Below are 20,671 nucleotides of genomic sequence, written 5' to 3'. Positions count from 1 at the left end.
GGGTGCTGACCGATCCCCGCTTTACGACTGAAGTCGAGATCACCGTTCCGTTCCACGACGTCGATATGATGGGCGTGGTCTGGCACGGTAACTATTTCCGCTACTTTGAGATCGCCCGCGAGGCGCTGCTCAATCAGTTTGACTATGGCTATCGCCAGATGAAGGCCTCCGGCTACGTCTGGCCCGTCGTCGACACGCGGGTGAAATACCGCGATGCGGTGACCTTTGAGCAGCGTATTCGCGTCCGCGCGCACGTTGAAGAGTATGAAAACCGCCTGCGCATTGCCTATCAAATTTTCGATGCGCAGACCGGCAAACGCACGACCACCGGTTACACCATCCAGGTGGCGGTGGAAGAAGCCACCCGCGAAATGTGCTTTGTGAGCCCGGCAATACTGTTTGAACGTATGGGAGTAACGCCATGAAATGGTTGCCTTTACTGGCGCTAATCCTCAGCCCGCTGGTAAGCGCCGTGACGCTGGATGAACTGCAGCAGCGCTTCACCGAGCAGCCCGTGGTGCGCGCGCACTTCGAACAGGTTCGCACGATAAAAGATATGCCGCAGCCGCTGCGCTCGCAGGGCGAAATGCTGATCGCCCGCGACAGCGGCCTGCTGTGGGATCAAAAAGCGCCTTTTCCGATGACGCTGCTGCTGGACGACAAGCGGATGGTTCAGGCAATCAACGGCCAGCCGCCGCAGACCATCACTGCCGACAATAATCCGCAGATGTTCCAGTTCAATCATCTTCTGCGCGCCCTGTTCCAGGCCGACCGCAAGGTGCTGGAAGAGAACTTCCGCATCGATTTTAAAGACCTGGGAGCGGGCCGCTGGTCGCTGGTGCTTACGCCAAAAACGACGCCGCTGGACAAGATTTTCGCCACCCTCGATCTGGGCGGCGCGACCTATCTGGAGACGATTCGACTCAACGACAAACAGGGCGACCGTACCGATATCGCCCTTTCACGCCACCAACTGACGCCCGCCAGCCTGACCGATGACGAACGCCAACGCTTTGCCGCACCGTAAATCCCTGGGCCCGGCGCTGCTGTGGGCCACGCTATGCCTGATTCTGCTGGGCGTGCTGATGTCGCTGCTGCCCGGCGCGCGTCTGAACAGCAGCGTGCTGGCCATGCTGCCGAAACAGACGCTGGGGGCGATCCCGCCGGCGCTCAACGACGGGTTTATGCAGCGTCTCGACCGCCAGCTGGTCTGGCTGGTCAGCCCCGGCAAAGAGCCCGATCCGCGCGTGGCGCAGCAGTGGCTGGCGCTGCTGCAAAGCACTGATTCGCTTAGCGAGGTCAAAGGCCCGATGGACGCCGCAGGGCAAAAGGCCTGGGGAGAGTTCTTCTGGCAGCACCGAAATGGCCTGATCGATCCCGCCACCCGCGCCCGCCTGCAAAACGGCGGAGAAGCACAGGCGCAGTGGATTTTATCTCAGCTCTATTCGGCCTTTTCCGGCGTCAGCGGCAAAGAGCTGCAAAACGATCCCCTGATGCTGATGCGCGGCTCCCAGCTCGCTCTGGCGCAAAACGGCCAGAAGCTGCGGCTGATGGACGGCTGGCTGGTCACAAAAGATGAGGCGGGAAACTACTGGTATCTGCTTCACGGTGAACTGGCGGGCTCGTCGTTTGATATGCAGCAGACCCACCGGCTCGTGACGACGCTTAACGCGCTGCAGGAGACGCTCAAAGCCCGTTACCCGCAGGCACAGCTGCTTTCCCGCGGAACCGTGTTTTACAGCGATTACGCCAGCCAGCAGGCCAAACGCGACGTCTCAACGCTGGGCATCGCCACCCTGCTTGGCGTGTTCCTGCTCATCGTGGCGGTGTTCCGCTCTTTGCGTCCGCTGCTGCTGAGCGTGCTCTCGATTGCCATCGGCGCGCTGGCGGGCACGGTGGTGACGCTGCTGCTCTTTGGCGAGCTGCATCTGATGACGCTGGTGATGAGCATGAGCATCATCGGTATTTCAGCCGACTACACGCTCTACTACCTGACCGAACGGATGGTGCACGGCGCGGAGCTTTCCCCCTGGCAAAGCCTGGACAAAGTTCGCAATGCGCTGCTGATGGCGCTGCTGACGACGGTCGCCGCCTACCTGATTATGATGCTGGCCCCCTTCCCCGGGATCCGCCAGATGGCGGTGTTCGCCGCCGTGGGGCTGAGCGCCTCCTGCCTGACGGTGATTTTCTGGCATCCGTGGCTGTGCCGCGGGTTACCGGTGCGCCCGGTTCCATTTATGGTCCTGATGCTGCGCTGGCTGGCCGCCTGGCGGCGCAGTAAAAAATTGTCCGTTGGTTTGCCCGTCGCGCTGGCGCTGCTCTCCGCCGTGGGGATGAGTACGCTGAGGGTGGACGACGACATCGCCCAGCTGCAGGCGCTGCCGAAAGATATTCTGGCGCAGGAGAAGGCCATTACCGCCCTGACCGGACAGAGCGTCGATCAGAAATGGTTTGTGGTTCACGGCGCCTCGCCTCAGCAAACGCTGGAGCGGCTGGAAGCCTTTACCCCGGCGCTGGCGGAGGCGCAAAAAGCGGGAGAAATTGCCCGCTGGCGCACCCTGCCGCTGAACTCGCTGGCCCGCCAGAAAAGCGATCTTACGCTTCTACAGAACGCCGCGCCTGCGGTAATGAACGTGCTGAAAAACGCCGGGCTCAACGCCGTCTCCCCGAATCTCGACGCCATGCCGGTCAGCGTGGACGCGTGGCTTAAAAGCCCGGCGAGCGAAGGCTGGCGTCTGCTCTGGCTGACCCTGCCAGACGGGGAAAGCGGCGTGCTCGTGCCGGTGGACGGTGCGAAAAACAGCGCTTACCTCGGTGAGCTGGCCGCGCGCCATGACGGCGTCGTCTGGGTCGATCGCAAAGCCAGCTTTGACAGCCTGTTTTCCCTCTATCGCACGCTGCTGACGGGGCTACTGTTTGCGGCGCTGGCGGTGATTGCCTGCGGGGCTATGCTGCGCCTCGGCTGGCGTAAAGGGCTGATAAGCCTGGTGCCGTCCCTGCTGTCGCTGACCTGCGGGCTGTCGGTCCTGGCCGCAACGGGCCACCCGGTGAATCTGTTTTCACTTCTGGCGCTGGTACTGGTGCTCGGCATTGGCATTAACTACACGCTGTTTTTCAGCAACCCGCGCGGTACGCCGCTGACCTCAATGCTGGCGATTACGCTGGCCATGATGACCACGCTGCTGACGCTGGGCATGCTCGTCTTTAGCGCCACCCAGGCCATCAGCAGCTTTGGTATCGTGCTGGTGAGCGGTATTTTTACCGCCTTCCTGCTGGCGCCGCTGGCGATGCCGGATAAGAAAGAGAGAAAACGTAAATGAACGCTTTTTATCGCGCCGTCGCGCTAACCGCAGCGCTGCTGCTGGCGGGCTGCAGCCATTCGACCGATACCAAAGAGACGCGGCCTCAGGCCTGGCTCCAGCCGGGAACCAGAGTGACGCTCCCGCCGCCCGGCATCAGCCCGGCGGTAAGCTCCCAGCAGCTGCTGACCGGCAGCTTTAACGGACAAACGCAATCTCTGCTGGTGATGCTCAACGCGGATGCGCATAAGGTGACGCTGGCCGGGCTCTCTTCCGTGGGCATTCGTCTGTTCCTGGCGACGTACGATGAGACCGGTATTCATACCGAACAGTCGATCGTTGTGCCGCAGCTGCCGCCCGCAAGCCAGGTGCTGGCGGACGTGATGCTAAGCCACTGGCCAATTAGCGCCTGGCAGCCGCAGTTGCCGAAGGGCTGGACGCTAACGGACAATGGCGATCGACGCGAGCTGCGTAACGCCAGCGGCAAGCTGGTGACGGAGATTGTCTACCTGCAGCGTAAAGGCAAACGCGAGCCGATCAGCATCGAGCAACACGTATTCAAATACCACATCACCATTCAATATCTGGGTGACTGAGATGATTTATATTTCCGCTGTTGGCATGGTCAACGCGCTGGGCAACTCGCCTGATATGATTGCCGCGAACCTGGTGGCAGGCGTGGCGCCGGGTATGCACGCCCGGACCGGCTGGTTGCAGGACTCACCCGAAGCCGTTCTGGGCGGCGTGGAAGGCGAATTGCCGCCCATCCCGGACACCTTCTCCGCACACCGCACCCGCAATAACCAGCTGCTGCTGGCCGCGCTGGCGCAGATTCAGCCAGCCGTCGACGAGGCTATCGCCCGCGTCGGTCGCGATCGCGTGGCCGTGGTGCTGGGGACCAGCACCTCCGGGCTGGATGAAGGCGATGAGCACGTACAGCGCATGACCCATGGCGAAGCAAGCACGCGCTGGCAGTATCCGCAGCAGGAGCTTGGCGATCCGTCCCGCTTCCTCGCCAGCTGGCTTCAGCTCGAAGGCCCGGCCTATACGATTTCAACAGCCTGCTCTTCCAGCGCGCGGGCGATGATCGGCGGCAAACGTCTGATCGAAGCCGGGCTGGTTGACATCGCCATCGTCGGCGGAGCAGATACCCTGAGCCGGATGCCCGTCAACGGCTTTAATAGCCTTGAATCCTTCTCCCCTACGCTCTGCGAACCGTTTGGTCGCGACCGCAAGGGGATCACCATCGGAGAAGCCGCCGCGCTGATGGTATTGAGCCGCGAGCCCGCCGACGTGGCGCTGCTCGGGACGGGTGAATCCAGCGATGCGTACCATATTTCCGCCCCGCATCCGCAGGGCGAAGGAGCGATAAGGGCGATTACTCAGGCGCTTAACGAAGCGGGCATGCAGCCGGAGGATATCGGCTACATCAACCTGCACGGCACGGCCACGCCGCTTAACGATCAGATTGAATCGCAGGTGGTACACGATCTCTTCGGGGAAAGCGTGCCGTGCAGCTCAACCAAACACCTTACCGGCCATACGCTGGGCGCTGCCGGTATTACCGAAGCGGCCCTGAGCTGGCTGATTCTTTCGCGCGATCTACCGTTGCCGCCGCAGGACTTCGCCCGCTACGCGCCCGACGACACGCTGGCGCCGTGCGGCCTGCTGCACCGGCACATCGCGCTGAAAAAGCCGGTTATTCTGTCTAACTCGTTCGCGTTTGGCGGCAACAACGCCAGCATTCTGCTGGGGAGAGCCTCATGAGCTACTTATCACCCGAAGCCTATCTGCCGCACGAGGCGCCGATGATGCTGCTGGGGTCCGTAGAGAAAGTTACGGACGAGATGGCGGTCTGCCGCGTGGCAGTCAACGGGCGAAGCGTGCTGGCGCCGTTTCTCAATGCCGATGGCGACCTGCCGGGCTGGTACGCGCTTGAGCTAATGGCGCAGACCGTTGGCGCCTGGTCAGGCTGGCATCGTCAGCAGCAGGGGCAGGAACATATCGCGCTGGGCATGGTGCTCGGCGCGCGTGAGCTGGTCTGCGCCAGCGGGCATTTCGCCGCAGGCCTGACGCTGGACATTACCGTTAAGCTGCTGATGCAGGACGAACGCTTCGGCAGTTTTGAATGCGCAATTTCCGCTAATGAAGAGACGCTAGCCACGGGCCGGGTCAATACCTTCCAGCCGAGCGCAGAAGAATTAACATCGCTATTTAATCAGGGATCTAACGCATGAGTCGTTCCGTACTGGTCACAGGGGCCAGCAAAGGCATAGGGCGCGCCATTGCCCGCCAGCTTGCCGCCGACGGGTTTACCGTAGGCGTGCATTACCATCGTGATGCCGCAGGCGCGCAGGAGACGCTGGACGCCATCACGCAGGCGGGTGGGAACGGTCGTCTACTCGCCTTTGATGTGGGCAACCGCGAACAGTGCCGCGAGGTGCTGGAGCAGGAGATTGAAACCCATGGCGCATGGTATGGCGTTGTCAGCAACGCCGGAATTACCCGCGACGGCGCCTTTCCGGCGCTGAGCGAAGACGACTGGGACAGCGTGATCCACACCAATCTCGACAGTTTTTATAACGTCATTCACCCCTGCATTATGCCGATGATTGGCACCCGTAAAGGAGGACGCATTATCACCTTATCGTCCGTGTCCGGCGTGATGGGTAACCGCGGGCAGGTGAACTACAGCGCGGCAAAAGCGGGCATTATCGGCGCCACCAAAGCGCTGGCGATTGAGCTGGCAAAACGCAAAATCACCGTGAATTGCATTGCCCCGGGGCTGATTGATACCGGCATGATTGAGATGGAAGAAGCCGCGCTGAAGGAAGCGATGTCCATCATCCCAATGAAACGTATGGGCCAGGCTGAAGAAGTCGCCGGGCTGGCAAGCTATCTGATGTCGGATATTGCGGGCTACGTTACCCGCCAGGTCATTTCCATTAACGGAGGAATGCTATGACGCGTCGCGTGGTGATTACGGGCATGGGCGGCGTGACCGCCTTTGGCGAAAACTGGCAATCCGTGTCCAGCAGGCTGCTGGCGTATGAAAACGCGGTGCGTAAAATGCCGGAATGGCAGGTCTATGATGGCCTGCATACCCTGCTGGGCGCGCCGATCGATGATTTCACGCTGCCGGAACACTATACCCGCAAGCGTATTCGCGCCATGGGCCGGGTGTCGCTGATGTCGACCCGCGCCACCGAGCTGGCGCTGGAGCAGGCGGGGCTGATTGGCGAAGCGGTGCTCACCAATGGTCAAACGGGTATCGCCTACGGTTCTTCGACAGGCAGCACCGGCCCGGTCAGCGAATTCGCCACCATGCTTACCGAAAAGCACACCAATAACATCACCGGGACAACCTACGTCCAGATGATGCCGCACACGACCGCGGTGAATACCGGTCTGTTCTTTGGATTGCGCGGCCGCGTGATCCCGACGTCGAGCGCGTGTACCTCCGGCAGCCAGGCGATTGGCTATGCCTGGGAGGCGATTCGCCACGGGTATCAGACCGTGATGGTCGCGGGTGGCGCGGAGGAGCTGTGTCCGTCTGAAGCAGCGGTGTTTGACACGCTGTTTGCCACCAGCCAGCGTAACGACGAACCCAAAACCACCCCTTCACCGTTCGATACGCAGCGCGATGGTCTGGTCATTGGGGAAGGCGCTGGCACCCTGATTCTAGAAGAACTGGAGCACGCCAGAGCGCGCGGGGCCACAATCTATGGCGAGATCGTGGGCTTTGCCACCAACTGTGACGCGGCCCATATCACCCAGCCTCAGCGTGACACCATGCAGATTTGCATGGAGCAGTCGCTGGCCATGGCGGGATTAAGCGCCCGGGATATGGGGTATATTTCCGCGCACGGTACCGCCACCGATCGCGGCGATATCGCCGAAAGCCAGGCCACTGCCGCTATCTACGGTGATAACGTGCCGGTTTCCTCGCTGAAGAGCTATTTTGGCCATACGCTTGGGGCCTGTGGCGCGCTGGAAGCGTGGATGAGCCTGCAGATGATGCGTGAAGGCTGGTTTGCCCCGACGCTCAATTTAACGCAGCCGGATGAGCAATGCGGTGCTTTAGATTATATTATGGGAGAAGCCCGTCAGATTGACTGCGAGTATTTGCAGAGCAATAACTTCGCGTTTGGCGGCATCAACACCTCGATTATCATTAAACGCTGGGCGTAACTATGTACCAGTTTGTACTGGGAAAAATCTCCACCCTTTGCGCGGACCCGCTGGCGTCAACGCTCGCAGACAGGGCACCTCAGGGTGCCCAACAGGCCTCCTGGCTGGCCGGGAGGACGCTGCTCGCGAGAACGTTATCCCCTCACCCACTCCCCGACATTATTTACGGCGAGCAGGGGAAACCGGCCTTTGCGAAGGGTCATCCGCTGTGGTTTAACCTGAGCCACAGCGGTGACGATATCGCCCTGCTGATGAGCGATGAAGGCGAAGTCGGCTGTGATATCGAAGTGATTCGTCCCAGGAAAAACTGGCAGGCGCTGGCGAATGCGGTCTTCAGCATGACGGAGCATGATGAGCTTGAGCGCGAGGCGCCAGAGGAACGGCTTGCCGCCTTCTGGCGTATCTGGACGCGAAAAGAGGCGATCATAAAGCAGCGCGGCGGCAGCGCCTGGCAGATTGTCAGCATCGACAGCACGGCGCAGACGCACGCGGTCAGCCAGCTACAGGTCGGTTCGCTGAGCCTTGCCGTCTGTACATCGACCCCTTACACCCTGACCACCGAGTCGATTATTCACGTCGGGACGTTCGGGGCAGAAAAATCACTAACACACCCAGAATAATAAACCCGACGCCCACCAGCCCGTGCCAGGAGAAGCGTTCTCCCCAGCCGGGCAGCAGGATCGCCGCGGCCCACACCAGGATGTAGCTAAGACTCAGCAAGGCATACGCTTTGCTGAGCGCCATACGATGCAGCGCCAGATACCAGCAGCCCATGGAGGCCACATACCCCATCAACCCCAGCAGCAGCGCCCCCGTGCCGGATGAGAAGTGCCACAGCGCGGAAATAAGCGCCAGAACATCGCTGACCGGCGGCAGTGCCTGCATGGCATCGCGCAGCAACAGCTGCGCTGCGCTGACTAACAGCACGCTGCATAAGGCCCAGAAAGTCCCTTTCACAGGCTCCCTCCCAGGATAACAATCCCCATGATGATGAACCCCACCCCCAGCCAGTGATGCGACGCGACGTTTTCACGCCAGAATACCTTCGCCGCCAGCGTCACCCAGACAAAATTGAGGCTCAGCATAGGGTACGCGATGCCGACAGGCAGGCGTTGCAGCACCACCAGCCAGACCAGCATCCCGCTGCCCAGCGCCAGCAGTGCCAGACCAAGCCACAGCGCGATGTGCGTCCCGCGCCGCCCGGCTTTCGCCGGACGGGTGGCCTGTTTCTGGCACAGCTGCCCAGCGCAGCTGAGCAGGCTTGCCAGTATCAGCCAGATCCAGGTCATCACTTCGGCAGGTACTCCAGCAAGGCCAGACGCCCCTGGATATAGAGATTGTCCGGCTGCGGTAAATTCGCCCGTGAAATATCGTCGCGTTTTGAGAGCAGCATGACCAGCGACACGCGCCCCTGCTGACGATGCGTTGCCAGCCACTGCGCGAAGTCGTCTTCACTGACAAAACGATCTTTCACATCGGGATAATCCAGCCCGTAGCGCAGTTCGCCGCTCTGACCAAACAGCGTGATGTCATTGCGCTTCAGCTCCCACGCAAGGCCAGCCGCCACGCCTACGTTATTGGCGAGCACGAATCGGCTCTCCTGCAGCGGCTCGCGCACGGTATCGACCAGCGACTGCGGCTGTTTGGAATCCACCACCAGGTTAGGAATAGCAAAACCAATCAGCAGCGCCAGGCCTGCTGGACACAGAGCCGCCAGCCACCAGCGCTGCTGGCTCTGCCGGAACGTAAACCAGCCTACCGCGGCCCAGATGAGGAACGCGACCACCGCGCAGAACACTTTATACAGTTCGACCGAGGTCCAGACCGGATGCTTAGACAGTCCCCACGGGGAGACCACCAGCGCGGCCACCACGCCGATAACGCCAAACGCCAGGTTAATTCCGCCGTTAATGCGCAACGCTCTGGCGCCTTTCTCCGCCGCGAGGCAGGCATAGCGCGCCATCAGGATCGCCAGCGGGGCAAAGCACGGCAGGATGTAGGTCGGCAGCTTGCCTTTGGCGATGCTGAAGAACAGCAGCGGCATCACCACCCATCCCAGCAGATAGAACCCACCGCCCGCGTTTTGTCGGTCATTCCAGCCGAGACGAAACGCGCCGGGCAGCAGCGCCAGCCACGGCAGGCTACCCGCGATCAGGAACGGCACGTAGTACCAGAACGGGGCTTTGTGCTGCGCGTCGCTCTGGGCGAAACGCTGAATATGCTCCACCCAGAAGAAGTAACGCCAGAAGTCAGGCTCTCTCTGCGCAATGGCCAGCCCCCATGGCAGAACAATCAGCACGCAGCTCAGGATCGCGAGCCAGCCAAAAATCAGCACCTCTTTCCAGCGCTTCTGGGCGATTGCCCACGGCAGCACGCCAATCACCGGTACCGCCAGCGCCAGGAAGCCTTTGGTCATCACCCCCATCCCGCAGGCCAGCCCAAGCAGCACATAGCCACCCGCTTTTCCGGCAACGGTTTGCGCCTGTGATGCCAGCCAGAAGCTGCACATCGCCGCCACCAGCCACAGGGTGATGATAGGATCCAGTACCGCATACGTGCCGATGCCATACACCAGGAACAGGGTCAGGAAGATAAGACCGGAGAAAATGGCTGTGCGCTTATCCCGCCAGAGACGCCAGGCCATCCAGATGACCAGCAGCGCGGCTAAGCCGGTAGAGAAGATAGACCCGGCGCGCACGGCGAGGTTCGTGTGCCCGAACAGCATCTGTCCGATGCTGTTGATCCAGTAGCCGGCAATCGGCTTTTCAAAGTAACGCAGCCCCAGAAAATGCGGGACTACCCAGTCTCCGGAGGCCAGCATTTCACGGCTGATTTCCGCATAGCGCGTTTCATCAGGCTGCCAGAGCAGGCGGATATCGACCGGAATGAGGTAGTAAACGATAAACAGTGCGAGAAGCGCTAAGCCATAACGGGCTGTTTTCATGGGGCCGGACTCACGGTTTGTTGATAGCCAAGCCAGCCTTCCCGGCCAGCCATTTCATTACGGACAACTTTGCCTACGGGCAGGGTGCTGAGGTCGTCTGGCAGCAGCTCGCTCAACGGGCAGAATTCGATGCCCTCCTGAGCGGCCATGGTCAGCAGTTCGTCGAAATCATGCTGATACGCAATCCCTTCCACTTCGGCATGGATGGTATACACCAGCGTGCCGGCGTCACGATGAATGCGGTCCAGAATGTAGCGATTGAACTCATTCGCTTTCACCTCGCGCCCGACCACTTCATCCCAGGTAGGAAGCGTGACCGGAATTTGCACTGTACCGTAGCGATTTTCGCCTAACAGCGGTAAAAAGGGCCCGTTTCCGCGGCAATCGCTGTTGTAGCGAAACGCGAAGGCCTCTTTAGCTTTCACCACGCGCTGATCCGCACGCCATCCCGCCACGGCGGAGCAGCGCACGGGCTGACCGATAATGGCCTCCAGCTCCAGCATTCCACGCTCGACCTCACGGGACAGGCGCGGGATATCCCAGACGCCCGCCCAGGCTTGCCAGGCATGGTGATCCCAGGCGTGCAGACCCACCTCATGATGCTGCGCCGCCTCGCGGATAACCGCTTCATTACCCGCGCCGATGCGTCTGCCGGGCCAGGCGGTGCCTGCCAGCAAAATATCCCAGCCGTAGAGGGATGCTGCGCGCGAGCGCAGCATTTTGAACAGAAATGCCGGTTTAATCAGACGCCATAAATGGCGCCCCATGTTGTCAGGCCCCACGCTGAAGAAAATGCTGGAGCGCACGCCGTGCTTGCTCAGCAGCTCCAGCAGTTTGGGTACGCCGTCACGCGTTCCCCTGAAGGTGTCGACATCAATGCGTAAACCGACTTTTTTCATGAGACCTGTTCCGACAGCTCCACGGTGCGCAGGAAGAAATCGAGCGTTTCATCAATGGTCTGCTCCATCTTCACCGTCGGCGTCCAGTTAAGGCAGCGCTTCGCGTTGCGAATGCTTGGCTTACGGTGCTCAACGTCCTGGTAGCCCTTACCATAGTAGCTGCTGCTTTCCACTTCGCGGAAACCGGCAAACGGCGGGAATTTATCGCGCAGAGGATGGCGCTCAAAGCTGGCCAGCAGCATCTCGGCCAGCTCGCGAATGCTCGCTTCGTTGTCCGGGTTACCGATGTTAATGATTTCACCGTTGCAGCGGTTATCTTTGTTTTCGATGATGCGGAACAGCGCTTCGATACCGTCGCTGATATCCGTAAAGCAGCGTTTCTGTTTCCCGCCTTCGATAAGCTTGATTGGCGAGCCTTCCACCAGGTTCAGGATCAGCTGGGTGATTGCACGGGAGCTGCCGATACGCGCCGCGTTCAGGTTATCCAGACGTGGCCCCATCCAGTTGAACGGACGGAACAGGGTAAAGCGCAGGCCCTCTTTCTCACCGTAGGCCCAAATCACGCGGTCCAGCAGCTGTTTGGAGACGGAGTAAATCCAGCGCTGTTTGTTGATCGGCCCGACCACCAGGTTAGAGGTGTCTTCATCGAAGTTCTTATCGGTACACATGCCGTACACTTCAGAGGTGGACGGGAAGATGATGCGCTTGTCGTATTTCACGCAGTCGCGGATGATCTTCAGGTTCTCTTCGAAGTCCAGCTCGAAAACGCGAAGCGGGTTACGGGTGTACTCGATTGGCGTGGCAATGGCGACCAGCGGCAGCACCACGTCGCATTTTTTGATGTGGTATTCAATCCACTCGGAGTGGATGCTGATGTCCCCTTCCACGAAGTGGAAGCGCGGGTTGTCCAGGAAGCGGCTGATCGCGTCCGCGCCGATATCCAGACCGTAAATCTCGTAGTTATCGTCCTTAAGCAGACGTTCGGTCAGGTGGTTACCGATAAAACCGTTCACGCCGAGGATCAGCACGCGGGTGCGGCGTTTGATGGCAACAACCGGCGCGCTGGTGATCAGCGCCCCGGCCACCAGGCCCAGAGACTGCGCCAACTGGGTGCCCTGAACGTACAGGCCGTTGTCGGTTTGTCCGGTGACGATCTCCAGCGCCTGCTCGCCGCAGCTCACAATCAGCGGGGAGACGGAGACGACGGTGCCCGGTTTAGCGGCCGGGATGTCGTCACGCACGCGGGATTTCCAGACAATGAATTTGCTTACGCCCGCAAAGCTGTAGGCGCCCGGCCACGGATCGGTTACGGCGCGTACCAGGTTGTGCAGCTGGCGGGCCGGTTTATTCCAGTCCAGACGACCATCTTCCGGCGCGCGGCGGCCAAAGCAGCTTGCCTTGCTCTCGTCCTGTGCGGTTTCGCTGAAGTTACCGTTAAGGATGCCCGGCAGCGCATCACGCAGCAGCGTCTGTGCCGTCGCGTTCAGCTTTTGATGCAGCTGCAGCGCGGTATCGTCCGCATCAATAGCGACCTTCTGCTGTGCCACGATAGCGCCCGCATCCGCACGGCGTACCATGCGGTGCAGCGTCACGCCCGTTTCCGTTTCACCGTTCACCAGCACCCAGTTCAGCGGGGCGCGGCCACGGTAGGCGGGCAGCAGAGAACCATGAAGATTAAAGGCGCCTTTTGCGGCCAGGCCTAAGATCTCGTCGCAGATCAGGTTGCGATAGTAGAACGAGAAGATGACGTCAGGCGCGAGGGCGCGAATGCGCTCCACCCACAGCGGGTGGTTGACGTCGTCCGGCGCATAAACCGGAATTCCACGCTCGGCGGCGATACGCGCCACGGAGCCGAAAAAGTTGTTCTCTCCGGCCGTGTCCGGATGGGTAAAGATTGCCGCAATGTCATAGCCCGCTTCCAGCAGGGCCAGCGTGCCCGTGCACCCCATATCGTGATAGGCAAATACAACAGCTTTCATGGGTGAATTTCCTCTTGAGATGCTTTGTGTTCCTGACGGACAACACGTTGAATAAAGTAGCGCGGACGTGCGCGAACGTCGTTATAGATACGGCCAATGTATTCACCGAGGAGCCCCATCCCGACAAACTGGGCGCCGATGAACATAAACAGCACGGCAAAGAGCATGAAGACCCCTTCCGCCGCCCACTGCGGGCCAAAGACCAGTCGCAGTACCACCAGCAGAACGGACAGCCCAAAACCGGCCACGGCGATGATGCTGCCGAAAACGCTCAGCAGACGCAGCGGCGTGGTGGTCAGGCAGGTGATGAGGTCGTACATCAGGTTGATGAGACGCATAAAGCTGTACTTCGATTCCCCGTGCTCGCGCTCGGCGTGCAGGACCGGGATTTCCGTTGCCTTACGGGCAAAGGTATTCGCCAGAATCGGAATGAAGGTGCTGCGCTCATGGCAATGCAGCATGGCGTCGACAATGTGGCGGCGGTAGGCGCGCAGCATGCAGCCGTAATCGCCCATCGCTTTACCGGTCGTGCGCTGGATCAGACGGTTGATGGTACGCGAGGCGAGCTTACGGAACAGGCTGTCCTGGCGGTTCTGACGTACCGTGCCGACCACGTCATAGCCTTCGTCGGCTTTGGCCACCAGGCGCGGGATCTCTTCCGGCGGGTTTTGCAGGTCCGCGTCCAGGGTGATGATTAGATCGCCCGTGACGTGGCTAAACCCCGCCATAATTGCCGAGTGCTGGCCGTAGTTACGGTTGAGCAGCACGGCCACAATGTGGCTGCCTTCAGCCTGTGCGGCTTCGGTCAGCATCAGCGCGGAATTGTCGCTACTGCCATCATCCACCAGCAGAATTTCGTAGGCCTTGCCCATCGTGTCGCAGGCGGCCGTTGTACGGCGGATCAGTTCGGGCAGGCTCTCCTGCTCGTTGTAAACCGGGATTACCACGGAAACTTTTTGTACAGGCGGTGCACTGAACATATCAATGTCCTGCAAGCTGATGGAGTGCGGTAATGACGCGGGTTGTGTCGTCATGAGTCATGTCCGGGAAAAGAGGGAGAGAACAAATACGCGCGCTATTCCATTCAGAATTCGGGAGCGATACATCAGGAAAACGCTCGCGGTAGTATTTTTGCGTGTGGGCCGCGCGGAAATGGAGGCCGGTACCGATGCCTTTCTCTTTCAGCGCCGCCATCAGGTTGTCGCGTGAGATCCCGCAGCGCGCTTCATCAACGCGAATAATAAACAGGTGCCAGGCGTGCACGTGCGGCCATGACGGGATGGTGAGCGGCTGGAACGGCGTATCGGCAAGCTCCCGCAGGTAGCGTTCAGCGATTTCCTGGCGGCGCCTGTTGGCCTCTTTCAGTTTGCCTAACTGCACCAGCGCCAGCGCGGCGTTGATGTCCGCCAGGTTGTATTTATAGCCCGGTGCGATCACTTCCGCCTGCGGCGCGCGGCCGTGCGTCTGACGATCATAGGCGTCTACGCCGAGGCCATGGAATTTCAGACTGCGGATCCGCTGTGCCAGCTGGGCATTATCGGTGACCACCAGGCCGCCTTCCGCGCAGGTCATGTTTTTAATGGCGTGGAAGGAGAAAATTGCCGTTCCCTTCCAGCCAACGTGACGGTTTTTGTAGTACGTTCCGGCGGCATGGGCCGCATCTTCAATCACCGGAATACCGTGACGTTCACCAATGGCGTGAATGGCGTCGATTTCACACGGCGCGCCGGCATAGTGAACGGGAATAATGGCTTTGGTACGCGGGGTAATGGCAGCTTCAATGGCTTCTGGCGTCACCATTAATGTGTCTTTATCCACATCAATCATGACCGGCGTGGCGCCCAGCAGTACGATCATATTCAGCGTGGAGACCCAGGTCTGGGAGGGGGTAATGACTTCATCGCCCGGGCCAATATCCAGCGCCATCAGCGTGAGGTGCATTCCCGCGGTGGCGGAACAGACGGCAATTGCGTGTTGATTCCCGGTAAGCTGACAGAATGCCTCTTCGAGTTCCTGATTCTTAGGCCCAGTGGTGATCCAGCCCGACATCAAAACGTCCTGAAGCGCCGCAATTTCCTCAGCGCCCATCGACGGTCGCGAAAAAGGCAGAAAATCATTCATTATTAATTTCCTTGCAATCAAAATGGCACGTTTTTGATATTAACCAAATGCTGGCCCGTTTATTTCAACGAACCATAAACTTATATCAAAGTATCTCTCTTTCCTTAGGGAAAAATTAAGACAGCGTTTACAACGCTATAAGACAACTAGCAGCCAATTGAAAAACAACAAGTTAATTTAATATTAAATATTTTTGATGTGATCTTCCGCAACATTTTGAAATGGGATGATTTAAACCATACATCAACAAACAAAAAAAATCCCGGCCATTTCAAAATAATATGAAATAGCCGGGAACTTTTCTTTTTAGTTAATTGTCGCGCTTATTACAGGTTATCTGGAAAGTTTTTCGGTAATTCACTGGCCGCGCAGGCGATCACACTTTCATTATTGGCACCGCAGTCGCGTACAAAGGTGATTGTGGCAAATTCATCAATCACTTCGGTTGGATACGCCGGGCCCGCATCGCGATAGCTGTTCATCAGCGGAATATGATCGTTCTGGAAGCAGACTGTTTTTTCCGGGTTGTTCATGACCCAGCGCGGGAAGAAGATGGTGCCGTGGAACAGTTTGTCGCCCAGGTTCACAATCAGGCTGACGTCGGTGCCGGTTGGCTCGGTCCAGGAAATTTTATAGATGCTCTCCCCTACCCGCACGATGTAAGCCTGCTGATCTTTCACCCAACGGTTTGCCACCAGGCCGCTGTGAATACGGTAATCAAGCGTGGTCTCATTTTTGACGTAAATCTCGTAGTTCCAGCCGTTGTCGTAGGTATAAACAAGGTGTTTGCCAACGAAGCCGCTTAAGTCGTGTTTGTCGAAGGTGTTCATAAGATGTCTCCTTTGTTTTGATGAGACGATCGTACCCCTTCAAAAAATGAATGAATAACGCTATGTTTTAATCAAATTCATCCAAAATTTAGATAAATTATGCACAAGACGACGCTGGAACAATGGTCTTTACTGGCGAAAGTGGTGGAAGCGGGCAGCTTTGCCAAAGCCGCGGAAGAAACCCACCGCAGCCAGTCCTCGGTGAGCTATAACCTGTCGCTGCTGCAGGAGCGACTCGGCGTGGCGCTGCTGGTGCCGGAAGGACGACGGGCGGTGTTAACGCCGGCAGGAGAACTGCTGCTCAACCAGGTTAAACCGCTGCTGAAAGCCTTTTCGTACGTTGAGACGCGCGCAGCGACCCTTCGCAACGGAATGCGCACGCGGCTGGATCTGGTGGTGGACTCCATTTTCCCGCGCCGCCGCCTGTTCGCTATTCTACGTGAGTTCCAGCAGCAGTATCCGCAGACCCAGGTACGTCTGACCGAGGTGCTGGAAAATACCCGCGCCGATGCCATTAACGACGAAGCCGATGTGATGGTCTTAACCCGCCGCCAGGATATTACCGGGCTCGGCGAATGGCTGATGAATATCGACTTTGTTGCCGTGGCCCATCATCAGCATCCCCTCTTTCACCTCGACGCGCCGCTTAACGACGACATGCTACGCCCGTGGCCGCTTATCCAGATTGCGGACAGCCAGCCCGCCGCGCGCGCGGCCGGCGAGTCGTGGACCTTCTCCACCATTGATGCCGCCATTGAGGCCGTGGTCTCTCAGGTCGGCTACGGCTGGCTGCCGGAGGAACGTATCCAGACCCAGCTGGATCAGGGCGTACTGAAACGCCTGCCGCTGAGCCACGGCGCACGCAGGGCAACGCCGCTACACCTGATTATAAAGCGCTCTCTCGCCCCGCTTGATGAGCAGGTTGAGACGCTATTGCGCCTTTTTAGCCAGGAGCCGCCATCCTCACCTGCTACGCTTTAAGGTCCGAACGTTAAAACGATAAGGAGCAGATGATGAAAATCGACTTTGCGGGGAAAGTGGCGCTGGTAACCGCCTCAACCGGCGGGATCGGATTCGCCATTGCCAGAGGTTTGGCAGAAAGCGGTGCGGAAGTGATCGTCAATGGCCGGAGCACGGAATCGGTGAATAGAGGCATTCAGCAGCTGCAGCAGGTAGTGCCAGGCGTACAGGTGCGCGCCGCGATTGCCGATCTCAGCACGGCGGAAGGGGTAGAATCGCTGCTGAAGGTGGCGAATAACGTCGATATTCTGGTCAACAACGCCGGGATTTACGGTCCGCAGGATTTCTATGCCACCGACGATGAGACCTGGGAGCGTTACTGGCAGACCAACGTGATGTCCGGCGTGCGTCTGTCCCGCGCCCTTCTGCCGGGCATGGTGCAGAAAGGCTGGGGACGTGTGGTGTTTATCTCCTCCGAGTCGGCCTGCAATATTCCGGCAGATATGATCCACTACGGCGTGACCAAAACGGCGCAGCTCTCGCTGGCGCGCGGGCTGGCGAAGTTCGTGGCGGGAAGCGGCGTGACGGTCAACAGCGTCTTGCCGGGGCCAACGATGTCTGACGGTTTCGCAGAGATGATGAAAGATGAAATCGAAAAAACCGGCAAATCGCTGGAGCAGCTGGCGAAAGAGTTTGTGATGGCCAACCGCCCCAGCTCGGTTATCCAGCGCGCGGCCACGGTTGAAGAGGTGGCCAATATGGTGATTTATGTCTGTTCGACCCAGGCCTCCGCCACCTCGGGCGCGGCGCTGCGCGTCGATGGTGGCGTCGTGGATGACATCATCTGATGCAGTCAGGCCGCGCTGCCTGCGACCCGACGAGCGGTAATATAGTGTGCTTGCCAGTAATCATCCGTCAGGGTTGAAACCGTTACGCCCTGGCTGCTTGAGGCATGAATAAACTGGCTGTCGCCAATATAAACGCCAACGTGCTTGCGGTTCGGACCCGTCTGGAAGAATACCAGGTCTCCGGGCCTCAGGCGATATTGCGCCACCTGCACGCCGCGATGAATTTGCTCGCGCGTCGTGCGGGGTAAATTAAGGTGTGCCGCATCGCTAAACAGGTGCTGCATCAGCGCGGAGCAATCCACCCCGCGATGCGTGGTTCCGCCCCACCGGTACTGGGTGCCTTTCCATTTCTGGTATTGATCGAGAATACGCGAGCGCAGCGGGCCTGTTTCCTGATGCACCAGCGCAGATTTCGCCGGTGAAACTGCCAGCTCACTGTTCATCGAGACCATCGACGCTGAAAGTTGAAAGCTAAACGCAGAAAACGAAGCAAAACTTAACGTGAGGATTGAAATAAGCGATCTAAGAGTCATATCAAGAAAGAAGTAGTGAGTGAGTTTTTCCTTACCTGTGGGGTTCAATGGGTTCCCCTAAATATCTTGCGATGTGGCGATAATATAGACAGGTCGTTTTTTCGCCAATCCTTATCGAGGCCAAAAATAGACTGACTTTGAGATCGCAAGATCGAGAAAAAAATGGTGGGGATATAAGGACTGTCCTGCTAAAGCAGGTAAACTGATCCGCAGAATGTGTATTTCAGCTAAGACGTATTTATGACCAATATGATTGCCGACGAGACGGTGGCAAAATCTAACGTGCTCTCTGTCTTTGACTTTGACGGGACGTTAACACACCACGACAGCTTTATTCCTTTCCTGCGTTTTGCCTTCGGTAAACGTTACTTCGCGGGCCGCCTGGTGCGCATGGCGCTGCCCACGCTCCACTGCGTGCGTCGCAAGCTGACGCGCGATGAGCTGAAGGAAGTGCTGATTAAAACGTTCCTGACGGGCGTGGATGAACACTGGTTGCGACAGCAGGCGGAAGCGTTTTGCGAAAAATACTGGAACAAGCTGATGCGTCCCGAAGGAGTTCTGGCGGTGGCGGCTGAGGTGAATTCCGGTGCGGAAGTGACCATCTGTTCCGCATCCCCGGCGTTGGTGCTCCAGCCGTGGGCTGACAAACTGGGCATTAAGCTGATTGGCACGCAGCTGGAAGTGAAAGACGGCAAGCTGACGGGGCGCATCACGGGCAATAACTGCCGCTGCGCCCAGAAGGTGGCCAGGCTGGAAAAAGTGTATGGCGATCTCAACGCCTATCACCTGCGCGCCTGGGGAGACACCCGCGGCGACCACGAGCTGCTGGCGGCGGCGCAGGATCCGCACTGGCGGCACTTCCATCACCCGCGCAAACGTCGGAATTCACCGATTAAGGGTTAGGTGCGGTCTGGTGCCCTCACCCCAGCCCTCTCCCACAGGGAGAGGGAGAAAAACGATGCATCAGGCCTCACGTTTTCCCGGGAACATCACGCTCGCAATAATTCCCAGCGCCAGCACGCCCAATACCACAAACAGGCTGGCCGTGGCGCCAATGCTGTAACCGTGATGCCAGAAGTGATCGGTGGCATTTAACCCCAGCTTGAACGCCACGAAGAACAGCAGAAGCACCACCGCCTTCTCGAGATGCACCAGATACTGCTTCAGCGCTTCCAGCACGAAGTAAAGCGTACGCAGGCCAAGAATGGCGAACATCATGGCGCTGTAGATAATCAGCGGTTCGCGGCTCACGGCAATAATGGCCGGCACGGAGTCAAACGCGAACATCACGTCAGAGAGTTCGACGACGGCCACGCAAAGTAATAGCGGCGTCGCATAGCGCTTCGCCTTCTTCACGCGTCCGACCATCACGTCCTGGTTTTCCGGCTTTTCAAGCTCCGCATCCACCTCTTTCTGCGTCAGAATAAAGGCATTGCTGCTGATTTTTGGCCAGACCGGATAGAAGCGCTTCACCAGACGATAGGCGAGATGACCCGAGTAATCTTCCACTTCGTCACTCTCTTCATTGCGTCGGAGCATCATCACCGCCGTCCAGCCGACGACCAGCGCGAAAATCACTTCGACGTAGGGCCCCAGGCTTAACAGGCTGGTGCCGATAGCCACGAAAATACCGCGGAAGACTATCGCCCCCAGCACGCCCCAGTAGAGCACGCGGTGACGGTACTTATCCGGCACGCCGAACCAGGCGAAGATCGCCATCATCACGAACAGGTTATCGACGGAAAGCACCTCTTCCAGCGCGTAGCCGGTGAGGAACAGGCTCGCCATCTCGGCGCCGTGGTGAACGTACAGGAACCCGGCGAAGGCCATCGCCATCATGACCCAGAAAACGGACCACATCGCCGCGCTTTTCAGCGAGATCGGTTTATCGTGACGGTGCATAAAGAGGTCGATAAACATCGCTCCAACGGCCATCACCACAAAGACAACAACGGTTTCAGTCGGGAAACCGAGATGAGCAGCAGACATACAAAACCCTTTTGGCAGACAAAACACAACACCATGCAAACTGGCGTAAACCAGGAACAGAAAAGGGTGGGCTGTTAA

The 20,671-nt window shown here is 58.7% G+C and carries 22 protein-coding genes; 12 read left to right on the top strand and 10 right to left on the bottom strand.

Features of this window, described 5'->3' with window-relative positions; translation table 11 throughout:
* The first annotated feature begins 2 nt into the window (after nt 1–2).
* From AC4IBF_RS01430 to acpT, 9 genes are read left to right on the top strand one after another with little or no spacing between them, the layout of a single operon-like run.
* Nucleotides 3–425 carry an acyl-CoA thioesterase gene (locus AC4IBF_RS01430; RefSeq protein WP_023309526.1) on the top strand — a complete coding sequence of 141 codons (423 nt, stop codon included), beginning with the start codon at nt 3–5 and terminating at the stop codon, nt 423–425.
* Nucleotides 422–1,027 carry a LolA family protein gene (locus AC4IBF_RS01425; RefSeq protein ID WP_115876834.1) on the top strand — a complete coding sequence of 202 codons (606 nt, stop codon included), beginning with the start codon at nt 422–424 and terminating at the stop codon, nt 1,025–1,027. The genes AC4IBF_RS01430 and AC4IBF_RS01425 overlap by 4 nt, the downstream gene beginning before the upstream one ends.
* The gene (locus tag AC4IBF_RS01420) at nt 996–3,320 is read left to right on the top strand and encodes an MMPL family transporter (RefSeq protein ID WP_252093627.1); all 2,325 of its coding nucleotides are present in this window, start codon (nt 996–998) and stop codon (nt 3,318–3,320) included. The genes AC4IBF_RS01425 and AC4IBF_RS01420 overlap by 32 nt, the downstream gene beginning before the upstream one ends.
* Nucleotides 3,317–3,895 carry a DUF3261 domain-containing protein gene (locus AC4IBF_RS01415; protein WP_115876832.1) on the top strand — a complete coding sequence of 193 codons (579 nt, stop codon included), beginning with the start codon at nt 3,317–3,319 and terminating at the stop codon, nt 3,893–3,895. The genes AC4IBF_RS01420 and AC4IBF_RS01415 overlap by 4 nt, the downstream gene beginning before the upstream one ends.
* Nucleotide 3,896: 1 nt before the next feature.
* Nucleotides 3,897–5,066, top strand: a complete 1,170-nt coding sequence (locus tag AC4IBF_RS01410) for a beta-ketoacyl-[acyl-carrier-protein] synthase family protein (protein ID WP_127732530.1) — start codon at nt 3,897–3,899, stop codon at nt 5,064–5,066.
* Entirely contained in the window at nt 5,063–5,536 is a 474-nt protein-coding gene (locus AC4IBF_RS01405; RefSeq protein ID WP_133295278.1) for a hotdog family protein, read from the top strand. Before AC4IBF_RS01410 ends, AC4IBF_RS01405 begins: the two co-directional genes overlap by 4 nt.
* Nucleotides 5,533–6,264 carry a 3-ketoacyl-ACP reductase FabG2 gene (locus tag AC4IBF_RS01400; protein ID WP_111963734.1) on the top strand — a complete coding sequence of 244 codons (732 nt, stop codon included), beginning with the start codon at nt 5,533–5,535 and terminating at the stop codon, nt 6,262–6,264. The genes AC4IBF_RS01405 and AC4IBF_RS01400 overlap by 4 nt, the downstream gene beginning before the upstream one ends.
* Nucleotides 6,261–7,490 carry a beta-ketoacyl-ACP synthase gene (locus AC4IBF_RS01395; protein WP_115876829.1) on the top strand — a complete coding sequence of 410 codons (1,230 nt, stop codon included), beginning with the start codon at nt 6,261–6,263 and terminating at the stop codon, nt 7,488–7,490. Before AC4IBF_RS01400 ends, AC4IBF_RS01395 begins: the two co-directional genes overlap by 4 nt.
* 2 nt (nt 7,491–7,492) lie before the next feature.
* Complete coding sequence (gene acpT, locus AC4IBF_RS01390; protein ID WP_127732533.1) at nt 7,493–8,110, top strand: 4'-phosphopantetheinyl transferase AcpT; 618 nt, start codon at nt 7,493–7,495, stop codon at nt 8,108–8,110.
* Here the strand turns inward: acpT and arnF are convergent.
* From arnF to AC4IBF_RS01350, 8 genes are all read right to left on the bottom strand, one after another.
* Nucleotides 8,058–8,447: a 4-amino-4-deoxy-L-arabinose-phosphoundecaprenol flippase subunit ArnF gene (gene arnF, locus AC4IBF_RS01385; protein WP_115876827.1), complete on the bottom strand. Its 390-nt coding sequence runs from the start codon at nt 8,445–8,447 to the stop codon at nt 8,058–8,060. The two genes, acpT and arnF, sit on opposite strands and share 53 nt — an antisense overlap.
* Entirely contained in the window at nt 8,444–8,779 is a 336-nt protein-coding gene (arnE, locus tag AC4IBF_RS01380; protein ID WP_232057400.1) for a 4-amino-4-deoxy-L-arabinose-phosphoundecaprenol flippase subunit ArnE, read from the bottom strand. Before arnE ends, arnF begins: the two co-directional genes overlap by 4 nt.
* Nucleotides 8,779–10,434, bottom strand: coding sequence for a lipid IV(A) 4-amino-4-deoxy-L-arabinosyltransferase (gene arnT / locus AC4IBF_RS01375; protein ID WP_143345629.1), 1,656 nt, complete (start codon nt 10,432–10,434; stop codon nt 8,779–8,781). The genes arnE and arnT overlap by 1 nt, the downstream gene beginning before the upstream one ends.
* Nucleotides 10,431–11,333, bottom strand: a complete 903-nt coding sequence (gene arnD, locus AC4IBF_RS01370) for a 4-deoxy-4-formamido-L-arabinose-phosphoundecaprenol deformylase (RefSeq protein WP_491463119.1) — start codon at nt 11,331–11,333, stop codon at nt 10,431–10,433. Before arnD ends, arnT begins: the two co-directional genes overlap by 4 nt.
* Nucleotides 11,330–13,312 (bottom strand): bifunctional UDP-4-amino-4-deoxy-L-arabinose formyltransferase/UDP-glucuronic acid oxidase ArnA, encoded by a 1,983-nt coding sequence (gene arnA, locus AC4IBF_RS01365; RefSeq protein WP_133295281.1) that lies wholly within the window; start codon nt 13,310–13,312, stop codon nt 11,330–11,332. The genes arnD and arnA overlap by 4 nt, the downstream gene beginning before the upstream one ends.
* Nucleotides 13,309–14,292, bottom strand: coding sequence for an undecaprenyl-phosphate 4-deoxy-4-formamido-L-arabinose transferase (gene arnC / locus AC4IBF_RS01360; protein WP_115876823.1), 984 nt, complete (start codon nt 14,290–14,292; stop codon nt 13,309–13,311). The genes arnA and arnC overlap by 4 nt, the downstream gene beginning before the upstream one ends.
* Before the next feature lies 1 nt (nt 14,293).
* Nucleotides 14,294–15,433 carry a UDP-4-amino-4-deoxy-L-arabinose aminotransferase gene (gene arnB, locus AC4IBF_RS01355; protein ID WP_491463118.1) on the bottom strand — a complete coding sequence of 380 codons (1,140 nt, stop codon included), beginning with the start codon at nt 15,431–15,433 and terminating at the stop codon, nt 14,294–14,296.
* A gap of 326 nt (nt 15,434–15,759) precedes the next feature.
* Nucleotides 15,760–16,263 (bottom strand): phenolic acid decarboxylase, encoded by a 504-nt coding sequence (locus tag AC4IBF_RS01350; protein WP_008503103.1) that lies wholly within the window; start codon nt 16,261–16,263, stop codon nt 15,760–15,762.
* Nucleotides 16,264–16,362: 99 nt separating this feature from the next.
* Here AC4IBF_RS01350 and AC4IBF_RS01345 point away from each other — a divergent pair, with 99 nt between their 5' ends.
* Together AC4IBF_RS01345 and AC4IBF_RS01340 are read left to right on the top strand one after the other, a co-directional pair.
* On the top strand, nt 16,363–17,244 hold the full coding sequence (locus AC4IBF_RS01345) for a LysR family transcriptional regulator (RefSeq protein ID WP_115876821.1): 882 nt from the start codon (nt 16,363–16,365) through the stop codon (nt 17,242–17,244).
* Nucleotides 17,245–17,276: 32 nt separating this feature from the next.
* Nucleotides 17,277–18,071, top strand: coding sequence for an SDR family NAD(P)-dependent oxidoreductase (locus AC4IBF_RS01340; protein ID WP_115876820.1), 795 nt, complete (start codon nt 17,277–17,279; stop codon nt 18,069–18,071).
* Between the two features lie 5 nt (nt 18,072–18,076).
* Here the strand turns inward: AC4IBF_RS01340 and AC4IBF_RS01335 are convergent, their stop codons facing one another.
* Nucleotides 18,077–18,523, bottom strand: a complete 447-nt coding sequence (locus AC4IBF_RS01335; RefSeq protein ID WP_232057358.1) for an NlpC/P60 family protein — start codon at nt 18,521–18,523, stop codon at nt 18,077–18,079.
* Nucleotides 18,524–18,844: 321 nt separating this feature from the next.
* On the opposite strand from AC4IBF_RS01335, the gene AC4IBF_RS01330 reads away from it, so the two are divergent.
* A complete protein-coding gene (locus AC4IBF_RS01330) occupies nt 18,845–19,507 on the top strand; it encodes an HAD family hydrolase (RefSeq protein ID WP_111963721.1) in 663 nt (220 codons plus the stop codon).
* 60 nt (nt 19,508–19,567) lie between these two features.
* Here AC4IBF_RS01330 and AC4IBF_RS01325 read toward each other — a convergent pair whose 3' ends face one another.
* Complete coding sequence (locus AC4IBF_RS01325) at nt 19,568–20,593, bottom strand: TerC/Alx family metal homeostasis membrane protein (protein WP_023309545.1); 1,026 nt, start codon at nt 20,591–20,593, stop codon at nt 19,568–19,570.
* Nucleotides 20,594–20,671: the final 78 nt, after the last annotated feature.

It is taken from the genome of Enterobacter sp. Taxon_8 (assembly GCF_058354585.1).
This window is presented reverse-complemented; position numbering and strand designations above follow the sequence as displayed.